Source organism: Thermogemmatispora aurantia, from assembly GCF_008974285.1.
Taxonomy (GTDB): Bacteria; Chloroflexota; Ktedonobacteria; order Ktedonobacterales; family Ktedonobacteraceae; genus Thermogemmatispora; species Thermogemmatispora aurantia.
This window is the reverse complement of record NZ_BKZV01000001.1, coordinates 1,621,513-1,644,362: the sequence shown is the minus strand read 5'-3', so window position 1 is coordinate 1,644,362 and position 22,850 is coordinate 1,621,513. Positions and strand designations below refer to the sequence as shown.

Genomic DNA, 22,850 nt, shown 5'->3' with positions numbered 1-22,850 from the left:
ATAGGGATTCTGCCTGTCTCCAGGCCACATGGCTCCATCCACCTCGGCCTCCGAGCCGGATGCGCGCAGAGTACAACAGGCTGGCAGAGCGCGTAGCCTGCGTTCTACAAGCCTGGCCTGGCGAGCCTCTTCCCCATCTGGAGAGCGACGCACTGTGACGCGACCGCCGCCGAAACAGGCAGTCTGACGCCTTCACAGCTCTTCTTGCACCTTGAACGGTGCCAGGCGTCGGCGCAGGCTCTCGGTTAGACTGACCATGGCATCAACGGCCTGTTTGCTGTGCTGCAGATGCTCGTTGAGTTCCGCGCTCATTCGCGACATTTCCCCTATGGAAGCGACAGCCAGCTGCGAGCTTTTGCTCTGGCGTTCCGTATCGACATGGATCACATCGGCCAGATCGGCGATCTGCTCAGCCACTGTCAGAATGGCATCCAGTTCAATGCCGGTCTGGGTGACCAGATCGGTCTGAGTGATCACCTGCTGCGTATTGCGCTCCACGCTCTGGGAAATGGCCGTTGTCTCGTGCTGCACCGTACGGATGTGGGTAGCAACCTTGCGCGCCGCTTCGGCACTGCGCACCGCCAGGGTTCGAATCTCCTGGGCGATCACCGCGAAGCCCTGACCGTACTCGCTGGCACGCACGGCCTCGATAGCCGCGTTGAGCGCCAGCAGATTCATGCTGGCCGTCAGATCAGTAATGGCCGTCACCGTTTCGTTAATCTCCTGACCGCTCTCGCTCAGTCGTTTCATGAGGCGGGCAGACTGCATGGTCGCCTCGCGCACCTGCCGGATACCTTCCACGGCACGATCCACCGTCTCCTGTCCTTTGGCCGTCACGTCCAGGGCCTCCGAGGTCATCTGCGTTAGCCTGGCGGCGTGTTCACCCAGCTGGCGGATCAGGGTCGTCAGCTGATCGACCTCGTGGGAGAGATGATAGACCTGGCGCTCCTGTTGATCGGCGTCGCGCACCAGCAGCTCGGCGCTTCGCTGCAGGCCGTGAGTGTAGTCATCGAGTGTGCGTGTGCTTTTCTGGAGGTCGGAGACAATAGCATGGAGCTGCTCGATCAACGTATTGAGTACCACCACCACCGGCTCCAGGGAAGCATGGCGAGCTTGTAGTCGGACCCGCAGATCGCCGCGACTGAGCGGCTCCAGATCGGCGCGCAGAGCGGCAATAGCCTCCTGCAAGGAGCGATGTTCGGCCTCTTGCTGAGCGAAGACCTGAGCGTTGTCGATCGCAATGGCCGCCTGGTTGGCAAAGAGTTCGAGGATCTCGATGCGCTCCAGCGTCGGGATCTGGCCATCCTCCGGCTCGTCGAGAGAGATAAAGCCAACCAGCTGCCTCTTGCGCGGACTGTAGAGCGGCACAATCAGCATATCGAGCGGGTGCCAGCCACCGGGCTGATAGTCGCTGAGTGGCATATTGCCGACCAGGGTGACATCAGCAAACTCATGGATATGCTCATGTGAAATAAAGTAGCTCTGGCTGATGCGGAACTCTGGTCTCATCTGGCGCAGCATCTGCTCCACCCGCATTGGATGCTCGATAAGGCGACGCTGGTCCTCGGCGGAGATGCCGGCGAAGGCTACAGCTTTCAGGTACTCGCTATTCTCCTGCAGCAGCTTAATCACGGCGCTGCGGAAGCCAGTGCAGGCGGTGATCGAAGCGGCAATCTGCTGGAGCACCTCCTCCAGGCCCAGCTCAGCGCGCAGCATGTTGCCCAGGCGGATCAGCTCCTTGACCTGGCGCGTATAAAGCGCCTGCTCCTGGGTTGTCGCAGGACTGGCCGTACCGGTCGCGCTGGCGGGGCTGGTGGCGGGCACTGCTGCAGGTACGGCGGACTGAGGTCGTGAGGCGAAGCGTTCGCGCTCCGCTGAGGTATTGAGCGAGGGGAAGGTAGTCATAGCAGCCCTACTCCGTGCATGGTTAGTCTCGTGATGAACGCTCCGTTCCTGGCGTGTCGGCTCGTTGCCGCTGCGCAGGCGTACACGCAGGGGAATAAACCAATTCTGCTGTTTTCTCTCTGCCATGCCAGCATCGTATTCCTTTCCAGTGCGGCCCGCGCGGTCTGGCCTGGCGGCAAAAAGCGAGGCAGCCGGTCTTGCCTCCTGTGCTTCCGGTGGGCGAAAAGGACTCCCATGCCGCGCTAAAAAGTCGCCTCCAGTCTTAGGGTGAGGATAGCATATTCTCATGCAAGAGTACAAGGTGGGTGGGAAGATGGTTTGAAGAAGATCTCGTTTTGAGGAATCCGGGCCTGCCGGCGGCCAACCGGGCCACCTCAGAGCGGCGCTTGCTCAGCTCTTCTCTTGCTCTCAAGATTCGGCGGATGCCAGGGCGTCGAGTGGGAGCAGGCCCTCCTCTATAGCTCGACTGAGGGCCTCGGTGCGTCCCGAGACCTGCAGCTTCTGATAGATATTGGCCAGATGGAAACTCACTGTGCGCTCGCTGACCTGCAGGCGACGCGCGATTTCTTTGTTGCGCAGGCCGCGAGCCAGCAGCAGCAGAACCTGACGTTCGCGAGCTGTCAGTGAGCTGGAGATAGGGCTTACCTCTCCCTGGCTGAGGCGCGTCAGCAGGCGCGCCGCCAGTTGAGGCTGAACCACGGTCTCTCCCCGGGCCACCGTACGGATGGCCTGGACCAGCTCGTCAGGGGCTACTTCCCTGAGCAGATAGCCGTCGGCTCCGGCCCGCAGCGCTGCTGAAAGGTGCTCGGGGCGACTGGAGGCAGAGAGCACAAGAATATGGGTATCGGGACTCAGCTGCTTCATTTGACGCAAGATTTCTACTTCTTGCTCGTCGGGCAAAGGAAGATCGAGCAGTACCACCTGTGGACCCAGTTCCAGGGCTTCGCCGCTAGCCTGGATGCCACTGGCGGCCTCGCCGATGACCTGCAGATCGGGGTAGCTCTCTAGCAGACGACGTAGACCGGCGCGCATCACGGGTTGTGCAGCGACCACCAGCAGGCGCAGGCTCTGAGGGGATGTTTCCGCTCCTCCGGCGGGCAAGAGCGGGCCAGGGCTAGAGCCAGGCGGACGCCTGTAGGGCAGACTGAAACTGATCCGGTGATCCTGGCCTGGCTCGTTGCTGATCGTCAGGCTGCCGCCCAGAGCATGCAGCTGCTGGCTCAGGGCCTCCTGATCAGGGATAGCCGGCGCAAATGGAGGTGCTGCCACAACCGTGCCGGCCTCGTCAAGGGTGCCGTCATCGCTCAGGGTCAACTCCAGCCTCTCGCGGCCATAGTGCAAGGTCAAGCGCAGATGGCGGACGGCGCGATGATAGGCCACCATAGCGAGGGCCGCGCGCGTCAGGCGGTAAAGCAGGACTGCTGCCGAGGGGTCCAGCTGCCGCATCTCGCCGGTCACCTGGACCCGGCTGGCGGCCCCAAGGGCTTCGGCGCGCTCCTCCACCAATCGCTCCAGCGCTTCCGCCAGCCTCTCCGTCTGTTGCGCCGGCTCCCCGTCGCTCGGGGTCTCGCTGGCGAGGCGCAGCTCGGTCAGCAAGATTGTAACCTCTTCCTCTACTAGTGCCAGGCCCTGAGCCAGGCTGGAAAGCTGCTCAGGGGCAAGAGGCTCGGTCACCAGCGTGCGCAAAGCTCGCAGCTGCAAAACGATCGTACTGAGCGCCTCAAGCAAACCTTCGTTGCGCCCGACGGCGTGGGTGCTATCTACTGGTAGCATCGGTCAGCACTCTCCTGAAAATAAGGGAAGCCAGCCGGCCTCTGAGGCTGGTGCTGGCACGTCGGTCCGGCTGGCCTCAAGCAAGCAATACAGGCGGACAAGCAAGCCTTGCTAGTGGTCTGGATTGCCTCAGGCCTGGGCCTGGGCCGCCGCCCGCACTGGCTCGATCACAATCTGGCCATCGCGGGCGTCGATCCGTACCGTATCGCCCTCGCGAATCGTCCCATCCAGCAGCGCACGGGCCAGGCGATTTTCGACCTCGCGCTGAATCACCCGCTTGAGCGGGCGGGCACCGAAATGAGGATCGTATCCCTCGCTTGCCAGCAGCTCACGGGCCGCCTCGCTCAGCTGCAAGCTGATATGGCGCTCGGCCAGGCGCGGACGCAGGCGATTGATCTGGATATCCACGATCTCCTTAATCCGCTCAGGCGTCAGCGGATGGAAGATCACAATCTCGTCGATCCGGTTGATGAACTCTGGGCGGAAGCCCTCCTCGCGCAGGCGCTGGCGGACCTGCCGCTGGGCCTCCTCCTCATCGAGACCCTCGAGCTCGGGCAGCCAGGTGGTGCCCACGTTGCTCGTCATAATGATGACCGTGTTCTTGAAGTCCACGGTGCGGCCCTGGCCGTCGGTCAGACGACCATCGTCGAGCAGCTGTAGCAAGACATTGAAAACATCAGGCGCTGCCTTCTCGATCTCATCGAAGAGCACCACACTGTAAGGATGGCGGCGCACGGCCTCCGTCAACTGGCCGCCCTCCTCATAGCCGACATAGCCCGGCGGAGCACCGATCAGACGCGAGACACTATGCTTCTCCATGTACTCCGACATGTCGATGCGCACCAGCGCCTGCTCATTATCGAAGAGGAACTCCGCCAGAGCGCGGGCCAGCTCCGTCTTGCCGACGCCAGTCGGACCCAGAAAGAGGAAGCTGGCCAGCGGACGGTTGGGGTCCTGCAGGCCGGCACGCGCCCGGCGAATGGCGTCCGAGACCGCGCGCAGCGCATGGTCCTGGCCAACCACGCGCTCCCGCAGGCGCTCCTCCATCTTCAGCAGCTTCTGGACCTCGCCCTCCATCAATCGGGCAACCGGGATATGTGTCCACTTCGAGACAATCTCGGCGATATCTTCGGCGTCGACCTCCTCCTTCAGCATCCGCGCTCCCTGAATTTCACTCAGCTTCCCCTCCATCTCGTGGATGCGGCGCTCCAGCTCTGGAATGACTCCATAGCGCAAGCGGGCCTGCTCCTCCAGGTTATACTCGCGCTCGGCCCGCTCCAGAGCCACCTGAGCCTCTTCTAGCTCCGTCTTCAGACGGCGCAGCGTCTCCACCGGCTCCCGCTCGCGCTCCAGCGAGAGGCGCAGACTATGTAGCTGCTCATTCAGATTGGCGATCTCCTGCTCCACACGCTCGCGTCGCTCACGGCTGGCCGGGTCGGTCTCCTTTTTCAGGGCCTCATGCTCCACCTGGAGCTGACGGATGCGGCGCTCTAGCGCGTCGATCTCGCTCGGCGTGCTATCCAGCTCCACGCGGCGCCGGCTGGCTGCCTCATCGATCAGATCGATGGCCTTATCCGGCAAGAAGCGGTCGCTGATATAGCGCTTCGACAGCACTGCCGCCGCCACCAGAGCACTATCCTGGATGCGGACGCCGTGATGGACCTCATAGCGCTGCTTCAAGCCGCGCAGGATACTGATCGTATCCTCGACCGACGGCTCCTCGACCATGATTGGCTGGAAGCGGCGCTCAAGGGCAGCGTCTTTCTCAATATATTTACGATACTCATCGAGCGTCGTTGCGCCGATGCAGTGCAGCTCACCGCGGGCCAGCAGAGGCTTGAGCATATTCGAGGCGTCCATCGCCCCCTCAGCGGCGCCAGCCCCAACCAGCGTATGTAGCTCGTCGATAAAGAGAATGATGCGTCCCTCGGAATTCTGGATCTCGCGCAGGACCGCCTTCAGGCGCTCCTCGAACTCGCCGCGGTACTTGGCGCCTGCGATCAGCGCGCCCAAATCGAGAGCGATAATCTGTTTATCTTTGAGCGTCTTGGGCACATCGCCGCGCACAATGCGCTGAGCCAGGCCCTCGACAATGGCTGTCTTACCCACGCCGGGATCGCCGATCAGCACCGGATTATTCTTCGTGCGTCGGCTGAGTACCTGGATCACGCGGCGGATCTCCTCATCGCGCCCAATCACCGGATCAAGCTTACCCTGAGCTGCCAGGGCCGTCAGATTGCGCCCGTATTTCTCCAGGGCCTGATACTTCCCTTCGGGATTCTCATCCGTTACACGCTGCGCACCACGAATCGCGCTCAACGCGCGCAGCGTCGTATCGCGCGTCACCCCAGCAGCGCGGAAGGCGCGCTGAATAGTCTCACCACCGACCTCAAACAGCGCCAGCAGCAAATGCTCGACACTTAGATACTCGTCCTTGAAACTGCTCATCTGGCGCCAGGCCTCTTCCAGGACCCGCCGCAGCTGCGGCGAAATACCTGGCTCGCTGCCACCATAGACGCGCGGCATACGCTCCAGCTCGTTGCGTACTACCCGCCGCGCTGCTGCCAGGTCACCCCCGGCCTTCTGAATAACCTCGCTCGTAATGCCCCCTTGCTGCTCTAGCAGGGCATAGAGCAGATGCTCTGGCTCAATCTGGCTATGGTTGTAGCTCCGCGCTAATTCTGAGGCATCCGTAATGGCCTCACGGGCCTTCTCGGTTAAGCGCTCTAACTTCATGGCTCTTGTGGTCTCCCCCTGTTTGCAAACGTCTTACCTTGTTTGTTACTATACCACATTGAGTGACTCATTGCAAGAAGATTTGAGTGGATCATTATCAAAGTTGGGTCGGGAGGGCCGAAATTGCCGGCTATGCTGGGAGGAAGGGCTATGGTATAATGGCCGCGCCGTCTCTCTCTTCTCAGCGGGGGGAGGCGAGCGCGGCGCTCAGGTCAGTCAAGTCAATCAACTAGTCAGCAATCACTCACCCACTATGCGGAGGCAGGACGAGGTGAGCGCGGAGGCGCCGAACGGCACGACAGAAGTGGCGGCACTGCCACAGGCGTTGCAGGGAGATGAGGCGCGCGTTGCCTCGGCGATCGAAAGCCTGCTCTTTGTAGCGGGGCGACCGCTGGAGCAGAACGAGCTGCGCAAGGTCTTGGCTGTCAGCGAGGAGGAGCTGCAGGCGGGTTTGCGGGCGCTGGCACATATCTTGGAAGAGCAACGACGTGGGCTGCGCTTGCAGCGTCTGGGCACTCAGGTGCAGCTGGTAACGGCACCTGAGAATGCGCGCTATGTGGCGGCACTGTTGGGCCTGCCCTTAACTGCTAAACTGACGCCGGCAGCTCTGGAAACACTGGCAGTGATCTGCTATCGCCAGCCGATTACACGCGCGCAGATCGAGGCCATTCGCGGAGTGAATAGCGATCGAGCTTTGGCCAGTCTGATCCAACATGGGCTAGTTGCTGAAGTGGGCCGGGCCCCGACGGTAGGACATCCGGCTCTTTTTGCGACGACGCCGGAATTTCTGCAGCAGTTTGGGCTGACGAGCCTGGAGGAGTTGCCTCATATCGATGGGCTACCTGATGTCCAACGCGCCGTTCAGGCTCTGCAAGAACGGCTGCCCTTGAGCGAAGGCTCTGCCTCACTGGCTGGTCAGGGCGGGCAGACGCCCGGGGCGGCAGAGGGCCATCCTGCACCGGAAGCGACTCCCTGAGCTTCCTCCTGGCCCTGACGAGCAGGAGGAGCCACGTGCCAGCCGGCCCAGGTCGTGCAATCATGCGGACGTGGAGTAGAGAGCACCATGAGAATAGGGCGACATATGCCGCTCAACGGTAGACCGCTGCGGGCGCTGGAGATAGCCTCTTTCCTGGGCTGTGAGACCATTCAGCTCTTTGCCAGCAACCCCACGGGCTGGAAGCCGCCGACTGGCGGAGAAGAGGCAGCACTGGAGTTTGCTCAGGCCGCGCGAGCGCGAGGTCTGGCGCCGCTCGTTATCCATGCACCCTATCTGATTAATCTTGCCTCGCCGCGTGAGGAGGTCTGGCTGCCCTCGATCAGGCTCCTCTCCTGGACGCTGCAGCGGGCGGCTCTGCTCGGAGCCTCCGATGTAGTAGTGCACATTGGCAGCCACCGGGGAGCTGGCATCGAGCTGGGCATTGCCCGCCTGAAGGAAGCCTTGGGCCGGGTCCTGGCCGAGGCTCCCTCGGAGGTGCGCCTCTTGCTCGAAAACGACGTCGGAGCCGGCCATACACTGGGGCAGCGCTTCGAGGAGCTGGCCACCGTGCTGGCGCTCCTACCAGAGGAGCAGGAGCGGCTGGGAATCTGCCTGGATACGGCCCATCTGTGGGGCGCTGGCTACGATATCGGCTCACCCGCCGGTGTGGAGGCGGTCCTGCAGCGCTTCAGCGAGCTGGTCGGTCTCTCGCGGCTCAAAGTGCTGCATTTCAACGACAGTCGGCAGCCATTGGGCAGTCATCGCGATGTCCATGCGCGAGTAGGCGAGGGGCAGATTCCTGTGGAGGGACTGCAGGCCCTGCTCAACGATACCCGCCTGTCCGGCTTGACGGTGGTGCTGGAAACGCCCATCAAGCGCGATGAGCAGGACCGCGAGGACTGGGAACATGATCGAGCGCATCTACAGTATGTGAAGAGCCTGCGTGCTCTTGGCAGCAGCCAGGCTTCTCCGCGGCTGGGGCGGGAGCGGGCGAGCGAAGGAGTAGGAGCGTCTCAGTCAGCGGAGTAAAGAGGACAGGAGCGAGGTTCGTACAAGCGACTCCCTGCAGGGTAGACGCGTGCGGAATCCCGCTCCTGTCCTCCACTGAAGGCTTGGAAATCGGAAAGCCACAGGCGTCACAGCTTGTGGCCGACGCCCGGCTCAGAAGGAGATGTGATCGGCGGCGGTAGTCGGGCGGAAGGTATTGCCATCGTTTAGCAATACAAGGCGCTGCTCGCCGATATGGACGATCAGGTCTGGCCGACCGTCTCCGTTCACATCGCGGACCTCGGCGGTAATCGGGACCAGGTCCTGATTGGGGCCGAAGAGCACCGGGCCATTGTAGACGCGCGCGTTGTTGCCATCCCCACCAGGAAATTCAATGATCTCAACATGTCGATTGAGATTGATAAAGACAAAGTGGGTGGGATGACTTGGGCTATCGTTGTGCCCAACTACAGCGTCCATCTGCCAGGTGCGTGGGCGCCCAAACTGGACATCTTCCTGGTGAAGCTGCCACCAGGAGCCGAGATAAGCCAGGCCCAGGCCGAGCAGGGCGATGAACAGGAGGCCCAGAAGAAAGCTGCGCAGGACCCAGGAGCGACCCGTGCGCCGGGCCTTGATGCGCGTCGGGGCTACTGTGCGCAGCCCCTCGGGCACCACGGCCTTGGAGGTCGTGCCATATTCCGGCCTCATCTGGCTACTGGCACGCCTCCGCTGGATGAAAATCGCCGGCTGCGGACCAGTAATGCCACTCAGCGGACCAGCCACGTCCGCGTTGGCGGGTGGCAGGGGCTGATAGCGGCGTGTGCTGCTCGGCAGCCGCGGCGTAAGGTAGATGGCATCATCCTCCTCCTCCCCGGTGATGACCTGCCTCCTTCTGGTCACCCCGGGCGGCTGACGAAGCTGTATCGTCATGGAGTATTTTCCCCTTTTTCGCCGGCCCATATGGGCCTAGAATGCATGTTCTATATACTAAGGCTATCACCGTTCGTTTGTCAAGTCCCCCGGTAGGAAAATCTTAGATGTTGCCTGGCGTGAAACAACGTATAACAATGTGAGACAGGTGCAGCTGCGTTGCAGCGCCAATGTCTGCTTTGCAGGGATTCAGACTTGACTCTCTTGATTTGTCTATGCTATAGTTGATTGTGTCTCGGGTTGCTTACCAGACGTGAACCTCAACAATTCTTCTGAAGAAGCCAAAGTCCATCCCTGAGCGGAAGTGTCTATCGCGAGCCTTATTAGAACAAGGAAGCATTCAGTGCTCTCAGGGAAGAGCTGGTCCCTGCACGTCGTATCGTTAGCGCGTCTTGTGCTCATGAGGTGGGACGACGGACCGGCTGAGGGCTTTCCGGCTGTGCTGTTTACATCGGAACCCCTTATCCGCTCCTTTGTTGGTGCTTTAACTACTTCGTCGCTGTAGTGTGCGCCCTTCATGCTATCTGTAAGCTGGGCCCAATGAGTTCGGGCTGAGCTTTCTCCTACTAGGCCTTGCCGCTTGTCTTGTTGCCCTGGTGACCAGCGCTGCCCTTCGCTCTCCTTGCCTGGCAGCCTGCTGGGAAGGTAGGAAGAGAGTGCGCTGTCAGTCCTGGCCTGACTGGAGAGAGGTTTCCTCCTCTGTGCTGTTGGCACTCTGGTGGTGGCGCAAAAAGAGGGGCTGTATCTTGTGCTTTGTGCTCAAAGTGCTCAGATGGGACAGGGGCAGCAGACGCTGGTCTGGTCCAGGCTCAAGCCAGGTCGATGCTCGTGAGGGTGCGCTGCACGGATATTTGTCTGCCGTGCCTGCCAGGAATGGTACGTCAAGTTTTCTCCCTCTCTCTCCCTGGCGATGCCGTGCGCTTGCCCTGGTATCCAGACGGGGAGGCTCGCGATTTGGGGTAGCTCGCTATTCTCAATATAGGGGTGCTGGAGGAGAGGAGAGGAGTAACTAAAAGAGTTAGTTTGTTAGGTTGAGCACGGAAGCCCGGGATGCGCTGCATCTAGCGGCAGCGAAGGCATCGTGTGCGTGTGTCTATGTTGTTTGTCTGCGTGCCGGTTAGTTCATCAGGCAGTGAGTGACTGTCCTGACTGAGGGCAAGCACTGGCGCGCTCTTGTTGAAGGAGGCACCGCTATGACCAGGACGCGCGTGGAGGCGGTCCACATCGTCTGGATCACCGCGGGCCTGGGCTGTGATGGCGACTCGGTCTCGATTACGGCGGCCAGCCAGCCAAGCCTGGAAGATGTGATCCTGGGAGCGATTCCGGGACTTCCCCGCGTCTATTTGCACAATCCTGTCCTCGCCTATGAGCTGGGCGGCGACAGCTTTATGACCTGGTGGTACCAGGCTGAACGCGGCGAGCTTGATCCTTTTGTGCTGGTGGTCGAAGGCTCGGTCCCCAATGAGCGCATTAAGCGCGAGGGCTACTGGGCTGCCCTCGGTACCGATCCGGCGACCGGGCAGCCGATCACGACCTGCGAGTGGATCGATCGGCTGGCGCCGAAGGCCTGGGCGGTGGTGGCCATCGGGACCTGCGCCACCTACGGCGGCATCCATGCGATGCAGGGCAACCCCACCGGGGCGATGGGCCTGGCCGACTATCTGGGCCAGGGCTGGAAGTCGTGGGCTGGCATCCCCATTGTCAATGTCCCTGGCTGCCCTGTGCAACCGGACAATTTCATGGAGACGCTTCTCTATCTGCTCTATCAGGCGGCAGGCCTGGCACCGATGATCCCCCTTGATGACCTCGGACGCCCCACCTGGCTCTTCTGCAGAACTGTACATGAGGGCTGCGATCGCGGTAGCTACTATGAACAAGGCGATTTTGCTACGGAGTATGGCGCTCCCCAATGCCTGGTAAAGCTCGGCTGCTGGGGTCCGGTAGTGCAGTGTAACGTGCCGAAGCGGGGGTGGATGGCCGGCATTGGTGGTTGTCCCAATGTGGGCGGGATCTGTATCGGTTGTACGATGCCCGGCTTCCCCGATAAGTTTATGCCCTTCATGGATGAGCCACCTGGCGCCAAGCTGTCTACGGGGATCGCCGGCGCCTATGGTGGTGCGATTCGGGCGCTGCGCAGTATTACGAAGTCAACACTCAATAAAGAGCCTTCGTGGCGCCGTAAGGGCCGCGAGCTGGCGACCGGCTATCAGCCGCGCTGGTAGAGAGGGAACGAGCGCCCAACGCCTCTGACGGGCGACAGCGCCCGAGCTTTGTTTCGCTCAGGTTGCTGTGTGCAGGTGTGTGCTGCTCCCTTCGTCTTGTTTGCTTGTCTGGACGATTGCTTACGGCGGCAGGAGATCAGCAGCTGTTCCCGCTCTCTTGCTGGCTGGTGCCTGTTCGGCAAAGGAGAGAGCACGATGACCACTGAGGTGCGACGTCAGGCTGCCCCGGCTGAACCTGGCCAGATCATTGAAATGGCCTGGGACCCGATTACGCGTATTGTCGGCAGCCTGGGGATCTATACCAAGATCGATTTTAAGAAGCGGCAGGTGGTGGAGTGCTACAGCACGTCGTCGATCTTCCGCGGCTATAGCATTTTCCTGAAGGGCAAGGACCCGCGCGATGCCCATTTTATCACCAGCCGCATCTGTGGGATCTGCGGGGATAATCACGCCACCTGCTCGGTGTATGCCCAGAATATGGCCTACGGCGTGAAGCCGCCGGCCCTCGGGGAGTGGATTCTCAACCTGGGTGAGGCGGCGGAGTACATGTTTGACCACAACATCTTCCAGGAGAACCTGGTCGGGGTCGATTTCTGCGAGCAGATGGTGCGGGAGACCAATCCGGGCGTTTGGGAGCTGGCTCAGAAGACCGAGGCCCCGCATGCCAAGGACCACGGCTATCGCACGATCGCCGATATTATGCGGGCGCTCAATCCCTTCACGGGCGAGTTCTATCGCGAGGCGCTGCAGATGAGTCGCCTGACGCGCGAGAAGTTCTGCTTGATGGAGGGGCGCCATGTGCATCCGTCGACGCTCTATCCTGGCGGCGTAGGGACGGTGGCGACGGTCCAGCTCTTCACCGATTATCTGGTGCGCCTGATGAAGTATGTGGAGTTTATGAAGAAGGTCGTGCCGCTGCATGACGACCTCTTCGATTTCTTCTATCAGGCCCTGCCGGGCTACGAGAAGGTGGGCCAGCGGCGCGTGTTGCTGGGCTGTTGGGGATCGTTCCAGGACCCCGAGGTCTGCGACTACGACTATCGCACGATGGAGAAGTGGGGACGGGCGATGTTCGTGACGCCGGGCGTGGTAGTCGATGGCGAGCTGGTGACGACGAGCCTGGTCGATATCAATCTGGGCATTCGCATTCTGCTGGGCAGCTCCTACTACGAGGACTGGGAGAACGAGCGGACCTTTGTGGATCGTGATCCGCTGGGCAACCCGGTCGATCAGCGCCATCCCTGGAACCAGACGACGATTCCGAAGCCGCAGAAGCGCGACTTCAAGGGGAAATATAGCTGGGTGATGTCGCCGCGCTGGTACGATAAGCGCACGGGGCAGTACCTGGCGCTGGATACCGGTGGGGGGCCGCTGGCGCGCCTGTGGGTGACGGCGCTGGCGGGCCTGGTCGATCTGGGCGGCTACATCAAGGCGACTGGGCACAGTGTGAAGATCCGCTTGCCGAAGACGGCCCTCAAGCCCGAAGTCGAGTTTGAGTGGAAGATCCCCAAGTGGAGCAATGCCCTGGAGCGTGATCGGGCCCGCTCGTACTTCCAGGCGTATGCGGCGGCGGTGGCGCTCTATTGTGTGGAGAAGGCACTGGCGGAGATCCGCGCGGGCCGCACGAAGACGTGGAGCGATTTTACGGTGCCCAAGGAGGCGATCGGCTGCGGCTTCCATGAGGCGGTGCGCGGGGTGCTCTCGCATCATCTGGTGATCGAGGACGGCAAGATTGCCAACTATCATCCCTATCCGCCGACGCCCTGGAATGCCAGCGTGCGCGATATCTACGGAACACCAGGCCCCTACGAGGATGCGGTGCAGAATACGCCGATCTTCGAGGAGAACGGTCCCGACAAGTTTAAGGGCATCGATATCATGCGGGCGGTGCGCAGCTTCGACCCGTGTCTGCCCTGTGGGGTACATATGTATCTCGGCGACGGCAAGGAGCTGCAGGTGGTGCATTCGCCGACCTTTGGACGGGTGCCGTAACGTCAACGTAGAGGGGCTGAGAGGCCCGTGCCGACGCGGGCGGCGTTCATTCAGGAGGAGGAGAAGGCCATGAGCGGCGACATGCAGGCGCGTCAAGAGCTGCAACCGCCTCACGAGATCGAGCGCTTGCTGGCAGAGATCGAGCAGCTGCCCGATCCCCAGATGCGCGCCTTCGCGGAGGAGCTGGTCCGGGCGCTGGTGGCGCTCTATGGCGAGGGCCTACGACGAATCGTGGAGCTGCTAACGGCGGCGGAGAGCACGCGCACGTTGTCCCCTGCTACCGGGCCACGCTTGCTCGAGCTGCTGGCGAGCGATGAGCTGGTCGCTGGTCTTTTGCTCTTACATGATCTGCATCCTGTCCCGCTCAAGGAGCGGGTGGAGCGGGCGCTGGAGGCGCTGCGGCCTGTGGTGCGCGGACATGGGGGTGAGCTGGCGCTCCTGCGTGTGGCCGATGGCGTGGCCTCGCTGCGCCTGAGCGGGAGCTGTGGCGGCTGTCCCGCCTCGCTTCAGTATCTGCGGCAGAGGATCGAAGAGGCGGTCTATCGTGCGGCTCCCGATCTATGCGGGTTGGAGATTGAGGGGATCGGGGAGGCGGAGGGTGGAACGGTGGAGCCGATGCCGTCGCGGGCTGGAACACCGCTCCCGGTGGTCTTTGTCCCGCGGCGGCGCGGTGGATCTCTAGCAGCGGTGGCGACGCCCCAGACCGGAACCGGCCTGAGAGGAGAGTGAGCGGTGATGGTCAGGAGGAGCGTGGGTAGCTGGCGTCCCGAGTCGGCACCTGGGCTGCTCAGCTGGCGCGAGGAGGCGGGCCGCCCGGGCGAGCAGCAGCCAGGTCAGGCCCCTGTGGCGCTCCCGTTGGGCGCGCTGCGGCGCTTCGTGTCGCGCGAAGGCCAGCCGCAGCGCCGCCCCCTGGAGCGCTGCGAGCTGTGCAGCGCCCTCCTGTTGCCAACCCATCGCCATCTGTTGGCCCCCGAGCGGCGTCAGGTGCTCTGTGTCTGTGATCCATGTGCGCTGCTCTTCCGTGCCGGGAGCCAGGCGGGCCAGGGGCAGTATCGACTGATCCCCGAGCGCTATCGCTGGCTGCGCGATCTGGAGCTGACTGACGCCGAGTGGGAGGCGCTGGGCTTGCCGGTGAACCTGGTCTACCTCTTCTACAGCAGCCCAGCCGGGCGGATGCTGGCCTTCTATCCCGGGCCGGCGGGTGCAACGGAGTCCTTGCTGGATCTCGATGGCTGGCAGGGGCTGGTGGCCCGCTACCCGCTGCTGGGGGAGCTGCTGCCCGATGTCGAGGCTCTGCTGGTCAATCGCGTCCGCGGGGCGCGCGAGACGTATCTGGTACCGATCGATGTCTGCTATCGCTTGACGGGCCTGATCCGCGCCTGCTGGCGCGGTCTGAGCGGCGGCCTGGAGGTGGAGCAGGTGCTGCGGACCTTTTTCGCCGAGCTGCAGGAGCAGGCCGAGATCGTGACGACGGCGGCTGGACGAGCGGCGCCGGACCTGGGGGAAGGGGAACATGATACCGGATCTTGAGTTTGCCATTCTGGGCGCAGAGGTGCCAGCCTATGCCGCCGCTCCCATGCTGCTCTTCCGGCTGCAGGTGAGCAATCGGGTGCCCACGCAGCCGGTGCAGAGCGTGGTCGTACGGGTCCAGATCCAGATCGAGGCCACGCGCCGCCGCTACAGCCCGACGGCTCAGGCGCGCTTGCTGGAGGTCTTTGGCGAGCCGGAGCGCTGGGGTGAAACCGTGCACCCACTCCTCTGGACCCATGCCGGAACAGTGGTGCCGGCCTTTGGTGAGCGTACCGAGGTCGAGCTGGCGGTGCCCTGCACCTACGATTTCGAGGTGGTCAGCACCAAGTATTTTGCCGCCCTGGAAGGCGAGGAGGGAGTGATCCCGCTGCGCTTCCTCTTCAGCGGTACAGTCTTCTACGAGAGCGAAGAGGGGCGCCTGCAGGTCGCTCCGATCTCCTGGTCGAAGGAGGCCGCCTTTGGGCTGCCGCTGCAGTGCTGGCGTGAGCTGATCGCCCGCTTCTACCCCGGGAGCGCCTGGCTTCGTCTGCAGCGCCAGGTCTTCGACCGGCTCTCTGCCTACAAGCTGGCCCAGGGCCTGCCGACCTGGGAGGAGACCGTGCTGCGCCTGCTAGAGGCGGCAGAACAGGAGGAAAGGGAGTCATGAAGCTGGAGGAGATCCAGGCCATTGCCGAGGCGGTGCTCTATGAGGGCTATCTGCTCTACCCATACCGTCACTCCGCCCTCAAGAACCGGCAGCGCTGGACCTATGGGGTGCTCTATCCGCGCGCTTACAGCGAAGCGGGTGGCGAGGTGGAACCCTGGCGCATGCAGACGGAGTGCCTGCTTGAGGCCGAGCCGGGTCGGGGGGGCAAGGCGCAGCTCTCGGTCTCGGTGCGCTTTCTCCAGCTGATGCGCTGCAGGCGCGAGGATGAGCAAAGCCCAGGAGGGCAGACGATCGAACGACCCCCGGAAGGAGCGCCCATCTGGGCAGAAGCTCCCTTTGAAGGCGTCTGGGAGGAAGGCGTCGAGCGCACGGTTGGGGCGGCAGCGCTCTCGCTGAGGGAGCTGCTTCAGGCTGAGCGGAGCCTGCCCTTCGCCTTTCCGGCACGGTGCCTGGTGGAGGAGGAGCCGGCCAGTAAGGCAACAAGTGGATCAAGGAGGGTGGTGCGCGAGGGGCGCGCGCTAAGCGGGGGGGTCAGCATCGCAGCTGAGGCCATGCCCGAGCACGCGGATCTCTTCAAGCTGCGCGTCACCATTACGAATACGACCCCTGTGGAGCAGCCGGCAGAGCTACGGGCGCAGGAGGCCCTGCTCGCGGCCTGCGTCTCGACGCATACCATCCTTCAGGTAGAAGGAGGCGCCTTTGTCTCCCTGATAGAGCCGCCAGAGGAGCTGCGCCAGGTGGCTGCTTCCTGTCAGAACCGTGGCACCTGGCCGGTGCTGGTTGGCGAGCCAGGTGAGCGTGACAGCCTGCTCTCCTCGCCGATCATCCTCTACGACTATCCGCAGATCGCCCCGGAAAGTCCAGCTCCGCTCTTCGACGGCACCGAGATCGATGAGTTGCTGGCCCTGCGTATCTTGACCCTGACCGACGAGGAGAAAGAGCAGATTCGCCGTGGCGATGCCCGCGGACGGGCGGTGCTGGAGCAGATCGAGCACCTGACGCCGGAGCAGTGGCTGCAGCTCCACGGCACCATTCGCGGGCTGCGCTCCCTGGGGGAGGCTGAGCCATGAGCCTCACAGACGACAGCCGTGGCTGGACCTTTCCCGGTGAGGATTATCCTCCCCCGGAGATGATCATCATCGCGGGACGTCAGGTGAGGGCGGGCACGCGTGTGCGTCTCTGTCCGGGGCGAGCGCGTCAGGGGCACCTGGCCGATGCCTTTGATCTGCTGCTAGAGGGACGGATCGGGCGCGTCGAAGTCATCCAGCAAGACTTCGAGAACCGCCTCTATCTGGTGGTCACCCTCGATGATGATCCCGGCAGAGAGCAATGGGACGAGCGCGTCTTACCAGGTCATCGCTTCTTCTTCTTCCCGGAGGAAGTGGAGCCGCTCGGGGAGGGGGAATGAGGTGGGCATGGAGAGAGATGAGCACCAGCAGGGACTACTGCAGGCTCTCGAAGCCGCTTTCGAGCAGGCAGCCCGCGGCGGGCTGCGTCGCCTGCTGGTAGCTGGCATTGGCAATATCTTTCTGGGCGACGACGGTTTCGGCTGCGCGGTGGCTCAGCGGGCACGCGGGCGCTATCCACCGGGAGTTGAGGTCATTGACTTTGGCATTCGTGGTTTGGAGCTGGCCTATGCGCTTCTTGACGGCTACGAGGCGCTGATCCTCATCGATGCGGTGCCGCGTGGTGGCAGCCCGGGAACGCTCTATCTGCTCAAGCCGCTGCTTCCTCCGGAGGATCAGGCAGCCGATCTGGCTGCTGGCAAGCTGGGCCTGGAGGCGCACAGCCTCGACCCGGTGCGCGTGCTGACCTATGCCCGTGCGCTCGGGGCGCCTGCTGTGCCGACCCTACTCATCGGCTGCGAGCCAACCCCTTGGGAAACAGATACCATCGAGGAGGAGCTGCAGATGGGGCTCAGTCCCCCCGTGCAGGCGGCGGTCGAACGCGCCCTGCACATCCTCGATACGGTGGTCAGGCAGCTCTATCAAGGCTCAGATTCGACTGAGACTGCATAGTCCTCGTTTCGCGGACGAGCTTGGCTCTCACTGACTGAAAGGAGGCGTGTACTAATGGTCAAGTGGATCACAGGCGCCATTGTGTCGGTGCTGTTGCTCTTGGTGCTCAGACAGCAACTCCCTGATATTCAGCGTTATTTGCGTATTCGCTCGATGTAGAGAGAGGAAGGAGGCTGTGCGTGGCGCCGGGCGTGAACAGGCGCTGAGAAGAGGGCGGAGCCAGCATAGGCCCCGTTCGGTCGAGGGCGAAAGGTGGGGGTAGCGATGCATGAGCTAGCGCTTGCTGAGAGCATTATCGAGGTGGTAGAGGCCAGGGCGGAGGAGTGCGGTGTACAGCGGGTGCGGACGGTGCATCTGCGCGTGGGCGAAGCCAGCGGGGTCCTGGTGGAGGCCCTGCAAGCGGCCTTTGCCATGCTGGCTTCGCTCTCGCCCGTCCTGGCCGAGGCGCGGCTGGCGATCGAGATCAGCCCGCATCGGGCCTGGTGCGAGCCATGTGCCAGTTCTTTTGCCGTCGAGGACTTCATCGCGCGCTGTCCCGCCTGTGGCACCTGGTCCACGCGCATTCTCTCGGGCACCGAGTTGCAGATCCTCGACATGGAGGTTGGGGCTGACACCCAGCAGGGAGGCCACGAGCAGGCGCATAACGGATGAGGAGCGGTAGCTATGCCCAGAGTGACCATTGCCAGACATATCCTGGCGGCCAATGAGGAGGTTGCGGCAGAGGTGCGCCAACGGCTGGCGGCGGCTGGCGTGCGCTGCATCAACCTGATGAGCGGTCCAGGGGCAGGGAAGACCACCCTGCTCGAACGCAGCGTGGCCCGGCTGCGTGGGCGGCTGGCCATAGGGGTGATCGAGGGAGATATCGAGACCAGCCTGGACGCTGAGCGCATGGAGGCCGCCGGGGCCCAGGTGGTACAGATCAATACGCGCGGGGCCTGCCATCTGGAGGCGCAGATGGTGCGCGATGCGCTGGAGGCGCTTGATCTGCAGCGGCTCGACCTGCTCTTCATCGAGAACATCGGCAACCTGGTCTGTCCGGCGGCCTGGGACCTGGGCGAGGACCTGCGGGTTGTGGTGGTCTGCACAACCGAGGGGGATGAGAAGCCAGCCAAGTATCCGCAGATCTTTGCCGCTGCCCAGGTGCTGGTGCTCAACAAGCTGGATCTCTTGCCCTACGTGGACTATGATCCCGAACGCGTGCGTGCTCAGGCGCTGGCCGTCAACCCAGGGCTGCAAATCTTCGCGCTGAGCTGCCGCAGCGGCGAGGGACTGGACACCTGGTGTGACTGGCTGCTGGCCTTCGCTGGCAAGTCCTCAGGGGCCGCCGTCAGCGAAGCGCCCCACGCCATGGGAGGCGCAGTATCATGAGCGAGCGTGTGTCAGGAGGAGCGCCTGCCACCATGCCAGCACGACTGCGGCAGCGTCTCACCGTGAAAGGCATTGTGCAGGGGGTGGGCTTTCGCCCCTTCGTCTATGCACTGGCCCAGCGTCTCCACCTGGCTGGCTTCGTGCGCAACGATAGTCGCGGTGTCACCATCGAGATCGAAGGGCCGGCGGAGGCACTCGCCCAATTCCGCGAGCGACTGCAAATGGAAGCACCGCCGCTGGCGCGTATCGAGAGCGTGACCGTTGAACCGCTTCCGCTGCGGCAGGAGACGACCTTTGTGATCGCAGAGAGCCGGGAGAGCAGCGAGCGTGCTGCGCTGATCTCCCCCGATATGGCCACCTGCTCTGATTGCCTGCGCGAGTTATTTGATCCCGCTGATCGTCGCTATCGCTATCCTTTCATTAATTGCACCAACTGCGGGCCGCGCTTCACCATCATCCAGGATGTTCCCTACGATCGTGAGCAGACGACCATGCGCGTCTTCGCCATGTGTCCTGCCTGCCGCGCTGAGTATGAGAACCCGGCCAATCGGCGCTTTCATGCTCAACCTAATGCCTGCCCGCAGTGTGGGCCGCAGGTTCGTCTGGAGCTGTGGGCTGAGGGGGAGCTGGTGCTCTCGGCCAGCGGCGCGGAGGTCGAGGAGGCGACCCCTATCGAGCAGGTGGCTCAGCAGCTGGTCCGGGGGGCGATTCTGGCCATCAAGGGTCTGGGCGGCTATCATCTGGCTTGTGACGCCCTCAACGCCGTGGCTGTCCAGCGGCTACGGCGGCGCAAGCATCGCGAAGCCAAGCCGTTCGCCCTCATGGTGCCCGATCTGGAGACAGCGCGGCGCCTCTGCTTCGTCAGCGAGGGCGAGGCCGCCCTGCTGCAATCGCCGCGCCGGCCCATTGTCCTGCTCGAGCAGCGTCCCGCCTGCCCAGTGGCGCCCGAAGTGGCCCCAGGCTACCGGACCCTGGGTCTGATGCTTCCCTACACGCCGCTCCATCATCTCCTGCTGCACGCCTTTGCCCGGCTCATTCCCGCTGATCGCCCGCCGGTGCTGGTGATGACCAGCGGCAACCACAGCGAGGAGCCGATTGCCTACCGCGACGACGAGGCCCGTCAGCGTCTGGCCGGCATCGCGGATGGCATGCTCAGCCACAACCGCGTCATCCACATGCGCTGCGACGACTCGGTCACGCGCCTGGTGGCTGGAGGCGAGCAGCTCTTCCGCCGCTCGCGGGGGTATGTGCCCGAGCCGATCACGCTGGCCTTTGATCTGCCGCGTCCGCTGTTGGCCTGCGGGGGCCATCTCAAAAACACCTTCTGTCTGGGTAAAGGGCGCCAGGCGTTTGTCGGGCACCACATCGGCGATCTAGAGAACCTGGAGACCCTGGCCTCCTTCCGCGAGGGCATCCGCCATTTCCAGCGCCTCTTTGACATTGTACCCGAGGTCGTGGCCTATGATCTGCATCCCGACTATCTGGCGACCAGGTACGCGCTGGACAGTGACATCGAGCAACGCATCGGTGTCCAACACCATCATGCCCACATTGCCAGCGTGTTGGCTGAGCATGGCCTGAGCGGGCCAGTCATTGGCATTGCCGCCGACGGCACGGGCTACGGTACCGACGGGGCCATTTGGGGCTGTGAGATCCTGCTGGCCGATCTCTGCGGCTTCGAGCGTCTGGCCCATCTGGCCTATGTGCCGCTTCCGGGGGGAGAGCAGGCCGTTCGCCAGCCGTGGCGCATGGCGGCGGTCTATCTGGCGCGGGCGTACGGCGAGCGCTTCTTGACCCTGGACATTCCTCTCACGCGGCGTCTCGATCGCAGCACCTGGCGCATTCTCACGCAGATGATCGAGCGCGGCCTCAACTCGCCACTGACCTCCAGCCTGGGGCGCCTCTTCGATGCCGTCGCCGCCATCCTCGGCCTGCGCGACGAGGTGCTCTATGAAGGCCAGGCGGCCATCGAGCTGGAGATGCTGGCCAGCAGTGTGCCGCCCGACGAGCAGCCGCCCTATCCCTACGCCCTGCTCCGCTCGGGTCAGGGGCCGCTCCAGATCGATGTCTCCCCGTTGCTCTCAGCCCTGGTCGAGGACCTCCAGCATGGCTACGAAAGAGCACGTCTTGCGCGCCGCTTCCACCGCTCGCTGGTGGCCATATTCGTCGACCTCTGTCAGCGCATCAGGGAGGTCTGCGGCCTCTCCCAGGTTGCCCTCAGCGGCGGCGTCTTTCAGAACCGCCTGCTGCTGGAAACCCTCGTCGCTGAGCTAGAAGCCAGCGGCTTCGCGGTCTATCTCAATCGCCGTGTGCCCCCGAACGACGGCGGTCTCAGTCTGGGACAGCTGGCAGTGGCCGCGGCCCGCCTGGCGGCAGCAGGCCGGAAGGGAGAGCCTGATCTTATCTCGTGAGAATGTGGACCAGAACCAGGCCCTGGTTGTTCAGTAAAGGAGCTGCCGCGCATCTTGCCGGACATAGTGTGCTTCGCAGCAGAAGGAGACTAGAGAAAAGAGAGGAGCCAGTGCGATGTGTCTGGGAATTCCCGGTCAAGTGCTTGAAATCGTCGATGATGCCAACTCGATCGCGCGCGTCGATGTCTCGGGCGTCAAGCGCAACGTCAGCGTCGCCCTGGTGCGCTCCGAAGGGATTGCCCCCGGCGACTGGGTGCTCATCCACGTCGGCTTTGCCATGAGCAAAATCGATGAGGCGGAGGCGCACGAGACGCTCAAAGCGCTCCAGCAGATGGGCGATGTCTACACCGATGAGCTGAAGCTGCTGCACTCCAGCCAGATCGAGTAGTGAGAGAAAGGAAGGGGAGGAGGTGGTTATCTCATGCCTCAAGCGATGCCCGAAGCGCTGGAGGCCGTGCTAGAGCGGCGCTTTGCGCTCAGCACCAGTCTGCCGGCGACCTTCTTTGAGCACGAGGCGCCGCGCATTGCCGAAGCCTGCTGGGCGATGGCCCGCCGCTTCCATCAGGGGGGGCGCCTGCTGGCCTTTGGCAATGGGGCCTGGGCCACCGATGCGCAACACGTCTCCGTCGAATTCGTCCATCCGGTCATCGTGGGCAAGCGCGCCTTACCAGCTCTGGCCCTGACCAACGATAGTGCCACCCTCAGCGGTCTGATGGCGGGCGGACGACCTGAGATGCCCTTTAGCGAACAGCTGCGTGTCCTGGCACGGCCCCAGGATATTGCCCTGGGCTTCTCGCCAGACGGGCGCTGCCCCAACGTCCTGGCCGCTCTCAGAGAGGCGCGGCAAATGGGACTGCTCACGCTGGCCATGCTGGGCGGCGATGGGGGCTTGCTCAGCCAGGAGGCGGTCGACTATCGCTTTGTCGTGCCCGCTGATGACCCCTTCATTGTGCAGGAGGTCCATGAAACGCTCTATCACGTCTTGTGGGAGCTGGTGCACGTCTTTTTCGAACACGAGGGGTTACTGCAATGAACCAGGAATCTGAGCGCATCGTTCTGTCGCCATCCGTGTCACTACGACCGTTCTGTCAGCCCGATCCCGAAGGACACTGTCCCACCTGCGCAGACGAGGCCGTGGTGGCGACGGTGCTCAGTGTCGACCAGGCCACCGGCATGGCCTGCGTCCGTCTAGGACTGGGCGAGGCTTTGATCGACATCACCCTGCTTGGCGAGGTGCAGCCGGGCGACCGTCTGCTCGTGCACGGAGGCGTCGCCTTGGAGCGGCTTGACGAGTCGGTAACGTCTGCCAGGGAGTGAGTAGAAAAGTCCCTTTGCCTGAGCTATGTGGCCAGGTCG

At 63.0% G+C, this 22,850-nt stretch carries 21 protein-coding genes; 17 read left to right on the top strand and 4 right to left on the bottom strand.

Annotated elements, in window-relative coordinates; genetic code table 11:
- Positions 1-192: 192 nt before the first annotated feature.
- From KTAU_RS06370 to clpB, 3 genes are all read right to left on the bottom strand, one after another.
- Positions 193-2,031 carry a methyl-accepting chemotaxis protein gene (locus KTAU_RS06370; protein WP_170293092.1) on the bottom strand — a complete coding sequence of 613 codons (1,839 nt, stop codon included), beginning with the start codon at positions 2,029-2,031 and terminating at the stop codon, positions 193-195.
- A 282-nt stretch (positions 2,032-2,313) separates the two neighbouring features.
- A complete protein-coding gene (locus KTAU_RS06365) occupies positions 2,314-3,678 on the bottom strand; it encodes a helix-turn-helix transcriptional regulator (RefSeq protein WP_151727529.1) in 1,365 nt (454 codons plus the stop codon).
- A 129-nt stretch (positions 3,679-3,807) separates the two neighbouring features.
- Positions 3,808-6,414, bottom strand: a complete 2,607-nt coding sequence (gene clpB / locus KTAU_RS06360) for an ATP-dependent chaperone ClpB (RefSeq protein WP_151727528.1) — start codon at positions 6,412-6,414, stop codon at positions 3,808-3,810.
- Between the two features lie 253 nt (positions 6,415-6,667).
- Here clpB and scpB point away from each other — a divergent pair, with 253 nt between their 5' ends.
- Both scpB and KTAU_RS06350 read left to right on the top strand, forming a co-directional pair.
- Positions 6,668-7,390: an SMC-Scp complex subunit ScpB gene (scpB, locus tag KTAU_RS06355; RefSeq protein WP_151727527.1), complete on the top strand. Its 723-nt coding sequence runs from the start codon at positions 6,668-6,670 to the stop codon at positions 7,388-7,390.
- 87 nt (positions 7,391-7,477) lie between these two features.
- A complete protein-coding gene (locus KTAU_RS06350; RefSeq protein WP_151727526.1) occupies positions 7,478-8,419 on the top strand; it encodes a deoxyribonuclease IV in 942 nt (313 codons plus the stop codon).
- 132 nt (positions 8,420-8,551) lie between these two features.
- Here the strand turns inward: KTAU_RS06350 and KTAU_RS06345 are convergent, their stop codons facing one another.
- The gene (locus tag KTAU_RS06345) at positions 8,552-9,307 is read right to left on the bottom strand and encodes an FG-GAP repeat domain-containing protein (protein WP_151727525.1); all 756 of its coding nucleotides are present in this window, start codon (positions 9,305-9,307) and stop codon (positions 8,552-8,554) included.
- Between the two features lie 1,193 nt (positions 9,308-10,500).
- On the opposite strand from KTAU_RS06345, the gene KTAU_RS06340 reads away from it, so the two are divergent.
- From KTAU_RS06340 to KTAU_RS06275, 15 genes are all read left to right on the top strand, one after another.
- Positions 10,501-11,529: an NADH-quinone oxidoreductase subunit B family protein gene (locus KTAU_RS06340; RefSeq protein WP_151727524.1), complete on the top strand. Its 1,029-nt coding sequence runs from the start codon at positions 10,501-10,503 to the stop codon at positions 11,527-11,529.
- Positions 11,530-11,724: 195 nt separating this feature from the next.
- Entirely contained in the window at positions 11,725-13,521 is a 1,797-nt protein-coding gene (locus tag KTAU_RS06335) for a nickel-dependent hydrogenase large subunit (RefSeq protein WP_151727523.1), read from the top strand.
- A gap of 69 nt (positions 13,522-13,590) precedes the next feature.
- Positions 13,591-14,250, top strand: a complete 660-nt coding sequence (locus KTAU_RS06330) for a NifU family protein (protein WP_151727522.1) — start codon at positions 13,591-13,593, stop codon at positions 14,248-14,250.
- A gap of 6 nt (positions 14,251-14,256) precedes the next feature.
- Positions 14,257-15,051: a DUF5947 family protein gene (locus tag KTAU_RS06325; protein WP_228026333.1), complete on the top strand. Its 795-nt coding sequence runs from the start codon at positions 14,257-14,259 to the stop codon at positions 15,049-15,051.
- On the top strand, positions 15,035-15,697 hold the full coding sequence (locus tag KTAU_RS06320) for a DUF6084 family protein (protein WP_228026332.1): 663 nt from the start codon (positions 15,035-15,037) through the stop codon (positions 15,695-15,697). Before KTAU_RS06325 ends, KTAU_RS06320 begins: the two co-directional genes overlap by 17 nt.
- Positions 15,694-16,767 carry a hypothetical protein gene (locus tag KTAU_RS06315; RefSeq protein ID WP_151727521.1) on the top strand — a complete coding sequence of 358 codons (1,074 nt, stop codon included), beginning with the start codon at positions 15,694-15,696 and terminating at the stop codon, positions 16,765-16,767. Before KTAU_RS06320 ends, KTAU_RS06315 begins: the two co-directional genes overlap by 4 nt.
- Positions 16,764-17,105, top strand: a complete 342-nt coding sequence (locus KTAU_RS06310) for a hypothetical protein (protein ID WP_151727520.1) — start codon at positions 16,764-16,766, stop codon at positions 17,103-17,105. The genes KTAU_RS06315 and KTAU_RS06310 overlap by 4 nt, the downstream gene beginning before the upstream one ends.
- 7 nt (positions 17,106-17,112) lie before the next feature.
- Entirely contained in the window at positions 17,113-17,715 is a 603-nt protein-coding gene (locus KTAU_RS06305; RefSeq protein WP_151727519.1) for a hydrogenase maturation protease, read from the top strand.
- A 54-nt stretch (positions 17,716-17,769) separates the two neighbouring features.
- Positions 17,770-17,874, top strand: coding sequence for a DUF6893 family small protein (locus KTAU_RS22325; protein ID WP_371875054.1), 105 nt, complete (start codon positions 17,770-17,772; stop codon positions 17,872-17,874).
- A 105-nt stretch (positions 17,875-17,979) separates the two neighbouring features.
- Positions 17,980-18,366, top strand: a complete 387-nt coding sequence (locus KTAU_RS06300) for a hydrogenase maturation nickel metallochaperone HypA/HybF (RefSeq protein WP_151727518.1) — start codon at positions 17,980-17,982, stop codon at positions 18,364-18,366.
- A gap of 12 nt (positions 18,367-18,378) precedes the next feature.
- Complete coding sequence (hypB, locus tag KTAU_RS06295; RefSeq protein ID WP_151727517.1) at positions 18,379-19,083, top strand: hydrogenase nickel incorporation protein HypB; 705 nt, start codon at positions 18,379-18,381, stop codon at positions 19,081-19,083.
- Between the two features lie 32 nt (positions 19,084-19,115).
- Complete coding sequence (gene hypF / locus KTAU_RS06290; protein WP_151727516.1) at positions 19,116-21,494, top strand: carbamoyltransferase HypF; 2,379 nt, start codon at positions 19,116-19,118, stop codon at positions 21,492-21,494.
- A 115-nt stretch (positions 21,495-21,609) separates the two neighbouring features.
- The gene (locus tag KTAU_RS06285; RefSeq protein WP_151727515.1) at positions 21,610-21,882 is read left to right on the top strand and encodes a HypC/HybG/HupF family hydrogenase formation chaperone; all 273 of its coding nucleotides are present in this window, start codon (positions 21,610-21,612) and stop codon (positions 21,880-21,882) included.
- A 33-nt stretch (positions 21,883-21,915) separates the two neighbouring features.
- Positions 21,916-22,527: a D-sedoheptulose-7-phosphate isomerase gene (locus KTAU_RS06280; RefSeq protein WP_151727514.1), complete on the top strand. Its 612-nt coding sequence runs from the start codon at positions 21,916-21,918 to the stop codon at positions 22,525-22,527.
- Complete coding sequence (locus KTAU_RS06275; protein ID WP_151727513.1) at positions 22,524-22,811, top strand: HypC/HybG/HupF family hydrogenase formation chaperone; 288 nt, start codon at positions 22,524-22,526, stop codon at positions 22,809-22,811. The genes KTAU_RS06280 and KTAU_RS06275 overlap by 4 nt, the downstream gene beginning before the upstream one ends.
- Positions 22,812-22,850 lie beyond the last annotated feature (39 nt).

Excerpts from the sequence above, each read along its gene's own strand:
- KTAU_RS06370 (WP_170293092.1), bottom strand. The coding sequence starts at position 2,031 with ATGGCAGAGAGAAAACAGCAGAATTGGTTTATTCCCCTGCGTGTACGC.
- KTAU_RS06365 (WP_151727529.1), bottom strand. The coding sequence starts at position 3,678 with ATGCTACCAGTAGATAGCACCCACGCCGTCGGGCGCAACGAAGGTTTG.
- clpB (WP_151727528.1), bottom strand. The coding sequence starts at position 6,414 with ATGAAGTTAGAGCGCTTAACCGAGAAGGCCCGTGAGGCCATTACGGAT.
- scpB (WP_151727527.1), top strand. The coding sequence starts at position 6,668 with ATGCGGAGGCAGGACGAGGTGAGCGCGGAGGCGCCGAACGGCACGACA.
- KTAU_RS06350 (WP_151727526.1), top strand. The coding sequence starts at position 7,478 with ATGAGAATAGGGCGACATATGCCGCTCAACGGTAGACCGCTGCGGGCG.
- KTAU_RS06345 (WP_151727525.1), bottom strand. The coding sequence starts at position 9,307 with ATGACGATACAGCTTCGTCAGCCGCCCGGGGTGACCAGAAGGAGGCAG.
- KTAU_RS06340 (WP_151727524.1), top strand. The coding sequence starts at position 10,501 with ATGACCAGGACGCGCGTGGAGGCGGTCCACATCGTCTGGATCACCGCG.
- KTAU_RS06335 (WP_151727523.1), top strand. The coding sequence starts at position 11,725 with ATGACCACTGAGGTGCGACGTCAGGCTGCCCCGGCTGAACCTGGCCAG.
- KTAU_RS06330 (WP_151727522.1), top strand. The coding sequence starts at position 13,591 with ATGAGCGGCGACATGCAGGCGCGTCAAGAGCTGCAACCGCCTCACGAG.
- KTAU_RS06325 (WP_228026333.1), top strand. The coding sequence starts at position 14,257 with ATGGTCAGGAGGAGCGTGGGTAGCTGGCGTCCCGAGTCGGCACCTGGG.
- KTAU_RS06320 (WP_228026332.1), top strand. The coding sequence starts at position 15,035 with ATGATACCGGATCTTGAGTTTGCCATTCTGGGCGCAGAGGTGCCAGCC.
- KTAU_RS06315 (WP_151727521.1), top strand. The coding sequence starts at position 15,694 with ATGAAGCTGGAGGAGATCCAGGCCATTGCCGAGGCGGTGCTCTATGAG.
- KTAU_RS06310 (WP_151727520.1), top strand. The coding sequence starts at position 16,764 with ATGAGCCTCACAGACGACAGCCGTGGCTGGACCTTTCCCGGTGAGGAT.
- KTAU_RS06305 (WP_151727519.1), top strand. The coding sequence starts at position 17,113 with ATGGAGAGAGATGAGCACCAGCAGGGACTACTGCAGGCTCTCGAAGCC.
- KTAU_RS22325 (WP_371875054.1), top strand. The coding sequence starts at position 17,770 with ATGGTCAAGTGGATCACAGGCGCCATTGTGTCGGTGCTGTTGCTCTTG.
- KTAU_RS06300 (WP_151727518.1), top strand. The coding sequence starts at position 17,980 with ATGCATGAGCTAGCGCTTGCTGAGAGCATTATCGAGGTGGTAGAGGCC.
- hypB (WP_151727517.1), top strand. The coding sequence starts at position 18,379 with ATGCCCAGAGTGACCATTGCCAGACATATCCTGGCGGCCAATGAGGAG.
- hypF (WP_151727516.1), top strand. The coding sequence starts at position 19,116 with ATGCCAGCACGACTGCGGCAGCGTCTCACCGTGAAAGGCATTGTGCAG.
- KTAU_RS06285 (WP_151727515.1), top strand. The coding sequence starts at position 21,610 with ATGTGTCTGGGAATTCCCGGTCAAGTGCTTGAAATCGTCGATGATGCC.
- KTAU_RS06280 (WP_151727514.1), top strand. The coding sequence starts at position 21,916 with ATGCCTCAAGCGATGCCCGAAGCGCTGGAGGCCGTGCTAGAGCGGCGC.
- KTAU_RS06275 (WP_151727513.1), top strand. The coding sequence starts at position 22,524 with ATGAACCAGGAATCTGAGCGCATCGTTCTGTCGCCATCCGTGTCACTA.